Origin of the sequence: Mycobacterium sp. 1165196.3, assembly GCF_001673415.1 — a bacterium.
Classification (GTDB): domain Bacteria; phylum Actinomycetota; class Actinomycetes; order Mycobacteriales; family Mycobacteriaceae; genus Mycobacterium; species Mycobacterium europaeum_A.
Genome location: NZ_LZLU01000242.1, coordinates 1 through 8410 on the forward strand (window position 1 = coordinate 1; position 8410 = coordinate 8410).

The following is an 8410-nucleotide window of genomic DNA, read 5'->3' on the forward strand; positions in this document are numbered from 1 at the left end:
CTCCCACGGACAGAAGGTCCAGTCCGCGGGCAGCAACATGGCCAGCACCGACAGCGCCGTTGGGTCCAGCTGGGCCTGACACCTTCTCTCGACGCCGGGGCCGCGCACCGATCTGGTGTGCGGCCCCGGTTTTCGTATGCGGGTAGCCCAATCCACCCGTGCCGCAACGGCACTGGATGGACTCGGTGATCCGGCCGCCGAGGAATCCGGAATCGGCAAGCGCCGCAACCCGATCCGGCGCGGCGCGGAGCCGGGTTCGCACCGCATCGGGGCGGGAGAATGGCTTCACACCGTGGCCGAGGAGGGTTTGCCACATTTGAGAACTCTATGAACTCCGTGACAATCCTGTATGTGCCTTGCCACAATGTAGGAACATGACCGTGATGTCGGAATACTCCAGTTCGCAGCGCCCACGCCAAGCCATCCTGGGCCAGCTGCCCAGGATTTCCCGCGCCGACGGATCCCCCGTCAGGGTTTTGCTGGTCGACGACGAGCCGGCGCTGACCAACCTGGTGAAGATGGCGCTGCACTACGAGGGCTGGGTGGTCGACATCGCCCACAACGGGCGCGAGGCCATGGCCAAGTTCGACCGGGTCAGCCCCGACGTCCTCGTCCTCGACATCATGCTTCCCGATGTCGACGGGTTGCGGATCCTGGAACGCGTCCGCCAATCCGACGCCTACACCCCCACCCTCTTCCTCACCGCGCGGGACTCGGTGATGGACCGGGTCACCGGTCTGACCGCGGGCGCCGACGACTACATGACCAAGCCGTTCAGCCTCGAGGAACTGGTCGCCCGGCTGCGCGGGCTGCTTCGCCGGTCCGGCCAGCAACCCACGCCGACCGCCGAAACCCTCAAGGTCGGCGACCTCAAGGTCGACAGCGCCAGCCGGGAGGTCACCCGCGCCGGCGACAAGATATCGCTGTCCTCCACCGAGTTCGAACTGCTGCGTTTCCTCATGCGCAATCCCCGCCGCGCGCTGAGCCGCACCGAGATCCTGGACCGCGTCTGGAATTACGACTTCGCCGGGCGCACCAGCATCGTCGATCTCTACATCTCCTACCTGCGAAAAAAGATCGACTCCGGGCGCGAACCGATGATTCATACCGTCCGCGGGGTGGGGTACATGCTGCGGCCGGCGGAATGACCCGAGACCGGGGCACCGCCTCCGGGGCCTATTCCCGGTGGTTTCCCCACTCGCTGCGCCGCCAGTTGTTGCTCGGTGTGCTGGCCGTGGTCAGCGTGGTGCTGGTGACGGTCGGCATCGTCTCGGTGCTGAGCCTGCGCGGCTATGTCAACATCATGAGCGATGCCGACGTCGCCGAGTCCCTGGACGCGTTCAGCCATCAGTACACGAAATACCAGAACGGCGAACACGTTTCGTCGCATCCCGGCACCCCGCCGATCGCCCAGGCGATGCTGGAGTTCACCGGGCAGACGCCGGGCAACCTCATCGCCGTGCTGCACAACGGCACCGTGATCGGGTCGGCGGTGTTCTCCGAAGACGAACCGAGGCCCGCGCCGCCCGACGTCGTCCAAGATCTGCAAGCGCAATCGTGGGGCGATGGACCGCCGCGCACCGAGATCCTCGGCCGGCTCGGGCCGCATCGCGTCGACAGCACCGTCGTCGGGTCCGACGTCCTCGTCGTCGGGGTGTCGCAGAACCTCGCCGACCGCATCATCGCGCGCAAACAACTCACCACCACCGTGCTCACCGCTACCGCGTTGGTGATCACCGCCGGGCTCACCGTGTGGGTGGTGGGCTACACGCTGCGCCCGCTGCGCCGGCTGGCGGCGATCGCCGCCGATGTCGCCGCCATGCCGCTCACCGGCGACGACCACCGGATCAGCGTCCGCGTCCCGCCGCAGGACACCAACCCGCAAAACGAGGTCGGGATCGTCGGGCACACGTTGAATCGCTTGTTGGACAACGTCGATAGCGCGCTGGCGCACCGGGTCGAGTCCGATCTGCGGATGCGCCAGTTCATCACCGACGCCAGCCACGAATTGCGCACACCGCTGGCCGCCATTCAGGGCTATGCCGAACTCACCCGCCAGGACAGTTCGGCGCTGCCGCCCACCACGGAATACGCGTTGGCCCGCATCGAGTCCGAGGCACGGCGGATGGCCTTGCTCGTCGACGAATTGCTCCTGCTGTCCCGGCTGGGCGAAGGCCAAGACCTGCAGTCCGAAGACGTCGACCTGGCCGAGGTGGTCAGCAATGCGGTCAACGACGCGCGGGTCGCCGCGTTGACGCACCACTGGGTCAAGGAACTGCCCGAGGAGCCGGTGTGGGTGCGCGGCGATCACGCCCGGTTGCATCAGCTGGTCAGCAACCTGCTCAGCAACGCCCGCGTACACACCCCGCCCGGGGTGACGGTGACGACCGGAATCACCTGTCGCCGTGACGATCCCGCACCGTTTGCGGAAATAACCGTCACCGACGACGGCCCGGGTATCGACGAGGACCTGCTGCCCAGGTTGTTCGAGCGGTTCGTCCGGGCCGACAAGTCGAGATCCAACGGCTCGGGCAACGGTTTGGGCCTGGCCATCGTCAGTTCGATCGTCAAGGCCCATCATGGTTCGGTCACGGCCGAATCCACCGAGGGCTGCACGGTTTTCCGGGTCCGGCTGCCGTTGGTGGACGATCCGGCCCATCCCGCGTCGAGCCGGTAATTCAGCCGGCCCTACTCGCCCTTTGTCTGCGCATCTACCGGGTCGGCGGGCCGTAAAGAAAACGTAAAGAGCCGCTGCGGCGCTGTTAGGAAAGCGTCAACCCAAAGCCCGTTGCCCGCGTGCCCCAATTAGTTTCGAGCTGACTTGGCCGGCGCGCGGTGGCTGGCTCGTCGAGGTCCTTTCGTATGCAGGCACGGGACGGAGAAATGATGGGCGCGGTGGTGTATGTCGTGCTGACTGTGGCGGTGTTCGCCGCACTCGGCGTGGCCCAGAAGTTGGTCGAGCGGTTGTGAACTACCAAAACGCGGTCGGCCTGGTGCTTTCGATCCTCATCGCGCTCTACCTCGGAGGCGCGCTGCTGTTCCCGGAGCGGTTCTAAGTGAACACGACAACGGCCGGGGTCCTGTTCTTCGTCGTACTCGTGGCGGCGGTGGTGGTGGTGCACGTGCCCTTCGGCGACTACATGTTTCGCGTGTACACGTCGGAAAAAGACCTCCACGTCGAACGGGCGATCTACCGAGTGATCGGCGTCGACGCCCGCTCCGAGCAGACGTGGGGCGCCTACGCGCGCAGCGTGCTGGCGTTCTCGTCGGTCAGCATCCTGTTCCTGTTCGGATTCCAGCTCGTGCAGGACAAGTTGCCGTTGCACCTACACGATCCGGCCACGAAGATGACGCCCTCGCTGGCGTGGAACACCGCGGTCAGCTTCGTCAGCAACACCAACTGGCAGGCCTACTCCGGTGAAACCACCCAGGGCCACCTGGTGCAGATGGCCGGCCTGGCGGTGCAGAACTTCGTGTCGGCCGCCGTCGGGATGGCCGTGGCCGTCGCGCTGGTGCGCGGGTTCGCCCGCAGACGCACCGGCGAGCTGGGCAACTTCTGGGTGGACCTGGTCCGCGGAACGCTGCGCATCCTGCTGCCCATCGCCGTCCTCAGCGCGATTCTGCTGGTGGCCGGCGGGGCGATCCAGAACTTCCACCTGCACGACCAGGTGGTCACCGCCCTCAACGGCACCCAGCAGACCATCACCGGCGGCCCGGTGGCCAGCCAGGAGGTCATCAAGGAGCTCGGCACCAACGGCGGCGGCTTCTACAACGCGAACTCCGCGCACCCGTTCGAGAACCCGACGGTGTGGACCAACTGGCTGGAAATCTTTTTGATCCTGGTGATCGGCTTCTCGCTGCCACGCACCTTCGGGCGCATGGTGGGAAACACCAAGCAGGGCTTCGCGATTGCGGCCGTGATGGCGACGCTCTACACCACCAGCACGGCGTTCATGCTGTGGTTCCAGGCGCAACACCACGGCACGGTGCCGACGTCGATCGGCGCGGCGATGGAGGGGGTCGAGCAGCGCTTCGGCGTCACCGATTCCGGGGTGTTCGCCGCCGCGACCACGCTGACCTCCACCGGCGCCGTCGACTCCACCCACGACTCGCTGACCAGCCTCGGCGGCATGATCGCGATGTTCAACATGCAGCTGGGCGAGGTCGCCCCCGGCGGCACCGGGTCGGGCCTGTACGGCATCCTCATGCTGGCGGTGATCACCGTCTTCGTGGCCGGGCTGATGGTCGGGCGCACGCCGGAGTACCTCGGCAAGAAGATCAACCCGCGCGAAATCAAGCTCGCCGCAAGCTATTTCCTGGTCACCCCGTTGATCGTGCTGACCGGCACCGCGATCGCGATGGCGCTGCCCGGCGAACGGGCCGGCATGCTCAACGGCGGGCCGCACGGGCTTTCGGAGGTCCTCTACGCGTTCACCTCGGCGGCCAACAACAACGGGTCGGCCTTCGCGGGCCTGAGCGCCAACACCGACTGGTACAACACGGCGCTCGGCCTGGCCATGGCGTTCGGCCGGTTTCTGCCCATCGTGCTCGTTCTGGCGTTGGCGGGATCGCTGGCCAGGCAGGGCAGCACACCGGATTCCGCGGGGACCCTGCCCACCCACCGACCCCAATTCGTGGGCATGGTCGCCGGCGTCACGTTGATTGTCGTTGCCCTGACGTTCCTGCCCATGCTCGCGCTCGGGCCTCTCGCCGAAGGAATCCACTGATGACCGCGACCGCGATCCACCCCGCCGAGCAGCAGACCCAGCCGGCGGCGCCCACTGGCAGGAAACGGGTGCAGGGCGGGCTGCTCGACCCCAAGATGCTGTGGACGTCCACCCCGGATGCGCTGCGCAAGCTCGACCCGCGCACCCTGTGGCGCAACCCGGTGATGCTGATCGTCGAAATCGGCGCCGCCTGGAGCACCGCGCTGGCGATCATCGACCCGACGTGGTTCGCCTGGCTGACCGTGATCTGGCTGTGGCTCACGGTGTTGTTCGCCAATCTCGCCGAGGCGGTGGCCGAAGGCCGCGGCAAGGCCCAGGCCGAGACGTTGCGCCGCGCCAAGACCCAGACCTTGGCCCGCCGCCTCAAGGACTGGGCGCCCGGCGCGGCCGCGGTCGAGGAAGCGGTCGCCGCGCCGCAATTGCAGCAGGGCGACGTCGTGGTGGTCGAGGCGGGACAGGTGATCCCCGGGGACGGCGACGTGGTGGAAGGCATTGCGTCGGTGGACGAATCGGCCATCACCGGCGAATCGGCCCCGGTGATCCGCGAGTCCGGCGGCGACCGGTCGGCGGTCACCGGCGGCACCACCGTGCTCAGCGACCGCATCGTCGTGCGGATCACCCAGAAGCCCGGGGAGAGCTTCATCGACCGGATGATCGCGCTCGTCGAGGGCGCCAACCGGCAGAAGACGCCGAACGAGATCGCGCTGAACATCCTGCTGGCAGCGCTGACGATCATCTTCGTCTTCGCCGTGGCGACCCTGCAGCCGTTGGCGATCTACGCCAAGGCGAACAACCCGGGCGTCCCGGACGGCCAGGCGCTGGGCGCAAGCGGCGTCACCGGCATCGTGATGGTGTCGCTGCTGGTGTGCCTGATCCCGACGACGATCGGTGCGCTGCTGTCGGCCATCGGCATCGCCGGCATGGACCGGCTGGTGCAGCGCAACGTGCTCGCCATGTCCGGGCGGGCGGTGGAGGCCGCCGGCGACGTCAACACCCTGCTGCTGGACAAGACGGGCACCATCACACTGGGCAACCGGCAGGCCGCGGCCTTCATCCCGCTCGACGGTGTCTCTGCCGAGCAGCTGGCCGACGCCGCGCAGCTGTCCAGCCTGGCCGACGAAACACCCGAGGGCCGTTCGGTTGTCGTGTTCGCCAAGCAGCACTTCGGGCTGCGTGCGCGCACACCGGGTGAGCTGTCCCAGGCCCAATGGGTGACGTTCTCGGCCACCACCCGGATGTCGGGCGTGGACCTCGAGGATCACCTGTTGCGCAAGGGCGCAGCGAGCTCGGTCGCGGAATGGGTACGCGCCCAAGGGGGCAAGGTCCCCCCACAGCTTGGTCAGGTCGTCGACGGCATCTCCGCCGGGGGCGGCACACCGCTGGTCGTCGGGGAAAGTCGAGGCGGCGAGGCGAGAGTGCTCGGGGTCATCCACCTCAAGGACGTCGTCAAGCAGGGCATGCGCGAGCGGTTCGACGAGATGCGCAAGATGGGCATCCGGACGGTGATGATCACCGGCGATAACCCGTTGACGGCCAAGGCAATCGCCGACGAAGCGGGTGTGGACGACTTCCTGGCCGAGGCCACGCCCGAGGACAAGCTCGACCTGATCAAGCGCGAGCAGGAGGGCGGCAAGCTGGTCGCGATGACGGGCGACGGCACCAACGACGCACCCGCGCTGGCTCAAGCCGACGTGGGGGTGGCGATGAACACCGGCACGTCGGCCGCCAAAGAGGCCGGCAACATGGTGGACCTGGACTCCGATCCCACCAAACTCATCGAGATCGTCGAGATCGGCAAGCAGCTGCTGATCACCCGGGGCGCGCTGACCACCTTCTCGATCGCCAACGACATCGCGAAGTACTTCGCGATCATCCCGGCGATGTTCGTCGCACTGTTTCCCGGCCTGGATCTGCTGAACGTGATGCGGCTGCACAGCCCGCAATCGGCCATCCTGTCCGCGGTCATCTTCAACGCGATCATCATCGTGCTGCTGATCCCACTGTCGCTGCGGGGCGTGCGGTACACGCCGAGCAGCGCGTCAAAGTTGTTGAGCCGCAACCTCTATGTCTATGGCCTCGGCGGCATCGTCGCCCCGTTCATCGGAATCAAGGCGATCGACCTGATCGTCCAATTCATCCCAGGGATGTCCTGACATGACGTTCTCGAATTTCGTCCGCCTGCACTGGGCGGCACTGCGCACGCTGCTGGTGCTGACCGCGATCACCGGCCTGGCCTATCCCCTGTTCATCTGGGTCATCGCGCAGTTTCCCGGGCTGCGCGACCAGGCAGAAGGGTCGATTCTGACCGCCAACGGAAAGCCGGTGGGCAGCAGACTGATCGGCCAATCGTTCACCGACTCCAGCAGCAACGCGCTGCCGCAGTACTTCCAGAGTCGTCCGTCGGCCGCCGGCACCGGGTATGACCCGACGTCGTCGGGCGGCAGCAACCTGGGCCCGGAAAGCATCGTCGACACGCCCGCCGACCCGGCGCAACTGGCGGCCGGAAAGTCGGCGTCGGACGCGGGCTTCAAACCGAGCCTGTTGACGACGGTATGCGCGCGCAGCGCCGCGGTCGGCAAACTGGAGGGGGTCGACGGGTCGCGACCGTTCTGCACGGGCGGCGGCGTGGGTGCGGTGCTGTCGGTGATCGGCCCGCGGGACGCGCGCGGCAACGTCATCCGCCCGACCCGGGTGGTCAGCGTCAACGAGCCGTGCGGATCGACAGCCGCCCCGTTCCTCACCGTCTACCAGGGTGTGCGCGTCGAATGCGCCAAGTACGGCGACGACTATTCGATCGGCCAGATCGTGCCGATCCGCGGCGCCGCCCCGGCCGTCCCGGCGGTACCGGCCGATGCGGTGACCGCCAGCGGCAGCGGCCTGGACCCGAACATCTCACCCGCCTACGCCGAGATGCAGGTGGCGCGGGTGGCCAAAGTCCGCCACGTCAGCCCAGATCAGATCCGTGCAGTGGTCGCGCAGAACCGCAGTGGGCGCGGACTCGGGTTCTTCGGTGAACCGTGCGTCAATGTGCTGCAACTTAATCTGCAACTCGACCACCGGTATCCGGTCACGAGTTAGCGGCGAGGGGGGATGATGGTTGACGTGAGTGACGTCGGCCTCCGCGACCACCATCCCAAGCGCGGGGAGCTACGCATCTACCTCGGTGCGGCTCCGGGCGTGGGTAAGACGTACTCGATGCTGGGCGAAGCGCATCGGCGGCTGGAACGCGGCACCGATCTGGTGGCGGGCGTGGTGGAAACCCACGGGCGCTCGAAAACCGCTGAGCTGCTTGAGGGCATCGAGGTGATCCCGCCACGCCATGTCGAATATCGCGGCGGCAGCTTCCCCGAACTCGACGTGCCGGCCGTGTTGGCGCGACACCCCCAGGTCGTGCTGGTCGACGAGCTCGCGCACACCAATACGCCGGGCAGCAAGAACCCCAAGCGGTGGCAGGACGTCGAGGAACTGCTCGACGCCGGCATCACCGTGATCTCCACCGTCAACGTCCAGCACCTGGAAAGCCTCAACGACGTCGTCGCGCAGATCACCGGCATCGAGCAGAAGGAGACCATACCGGACTTCATCGTGCGCCAGGCCTCCCAGGTTGAGCTCATCGACATCACGCCGGAGGCGTTGCGGCGCAGGCTGTCTCACGGCAACGTCTACGCGCCCGATCGCATCGA

7 protein-coding genes and 2 pseudogenes are annotated in these 8410 nt (G+C 67.0%); all 9 read left to right on the forward strand.

Features of this window, described 5'->3' with window-relative positions; genetic code table 11:
• Positions 1-79 (forward strand): annotated as a pseudogene (locus A5659_RS27400) (type VII secretion protein EsxI); the annotation flags it as partial.
• 295 nt (positions 80-374) lie between these two features.
• Entirely contained in the window at positions 375-1148 is a 774-nt protein-coding gene (locus A5659_RS23560) for a response regulator transcription factor (protein ID WP_067184639.1), read from the forward strand.
• Positions 1145-2677: a cell wall metabolism sensor histidine kinase WalK gene (locus A5659_RS23565; RefSeq protein ID WP_067184642.1), complete on the forward strand. Its 1533-nt coding sequence runs from the start codon at positions 1145-1147 to the stop codon at positions 2675-2677. Before A5659_RS23560 ends, A5659_RS23565 begins: the two co-directional genes overlap by 4 nt.
• Positions 2678-2886: 209 nt before the next feature.
• A complete protein-coding gene (locus A5659_RS23570) occupies positions 2887-2970 on the forward strand; it encodes a potassium ABC transporter ATPase (protein ID WP_112631949.1) in 84 nt (27 codons plus the stop codon).
• The gene (locus A5659_RS23575; RefSeq protein WP_066871739.1) at positions 2967-3056 is read left to right on the forward strand and encodes a potassium-transporting ATPase subunit F; all 90 of its coding nucleotides are present in this window, start codon (positions 2967-2969) and stop codon (positions 3054-3056) included. Before A5659_RS23570 ends, A5659_RS23575 begins: the two co-directional genes overlap by 4 nt.
• The gene (gene kdpA / locus A5659_RS23580; RefSeq protein ID WP_067184644.1) at positions 3057-4727 is read left to right on the forward strand and encodes a potassium-transporting ATPase subunit KdpA; all 1671 of its coding nucleotides are present in this window, start codon (positions 3057-3059) and stop codon (positions 4725-4727) included.
• Complete coding sequence (gene kdpB / locus A5659_RS23585; RefSeq protein ID WP_067184646.1) at positions 4727-6880, forward strand: potassium-transporting ATPase subunit KdpB; 2154 nt, start codon at positions 4727-4729, stop codon at positions 6878-6880. Before kdpA ends, kdpB begins: the two co-directional genes overlap by 1 nt.
• A 1-nt stretch (position 6881) precedes the next feature.
• Positions 6882-7805 carry a potassium-transporting ATPase subunit C gene (locus A5659_RS23590; protein ID WP_067184649.1) on the forward strand — a complete coding sequence of 308 codons (924 nt, stop codon included), beginning with the start codon at positions 6882-6884 and terminating at the stop codon, positions 7803-7805.
• A gap of 12 nt (positions 7806-7817) precedes the next feature.
• Positions 7818-8410 (forward strand): annotated as a pseudogene (locus A5659_RS23595) (histidine kinase); the annotation flags it as partial.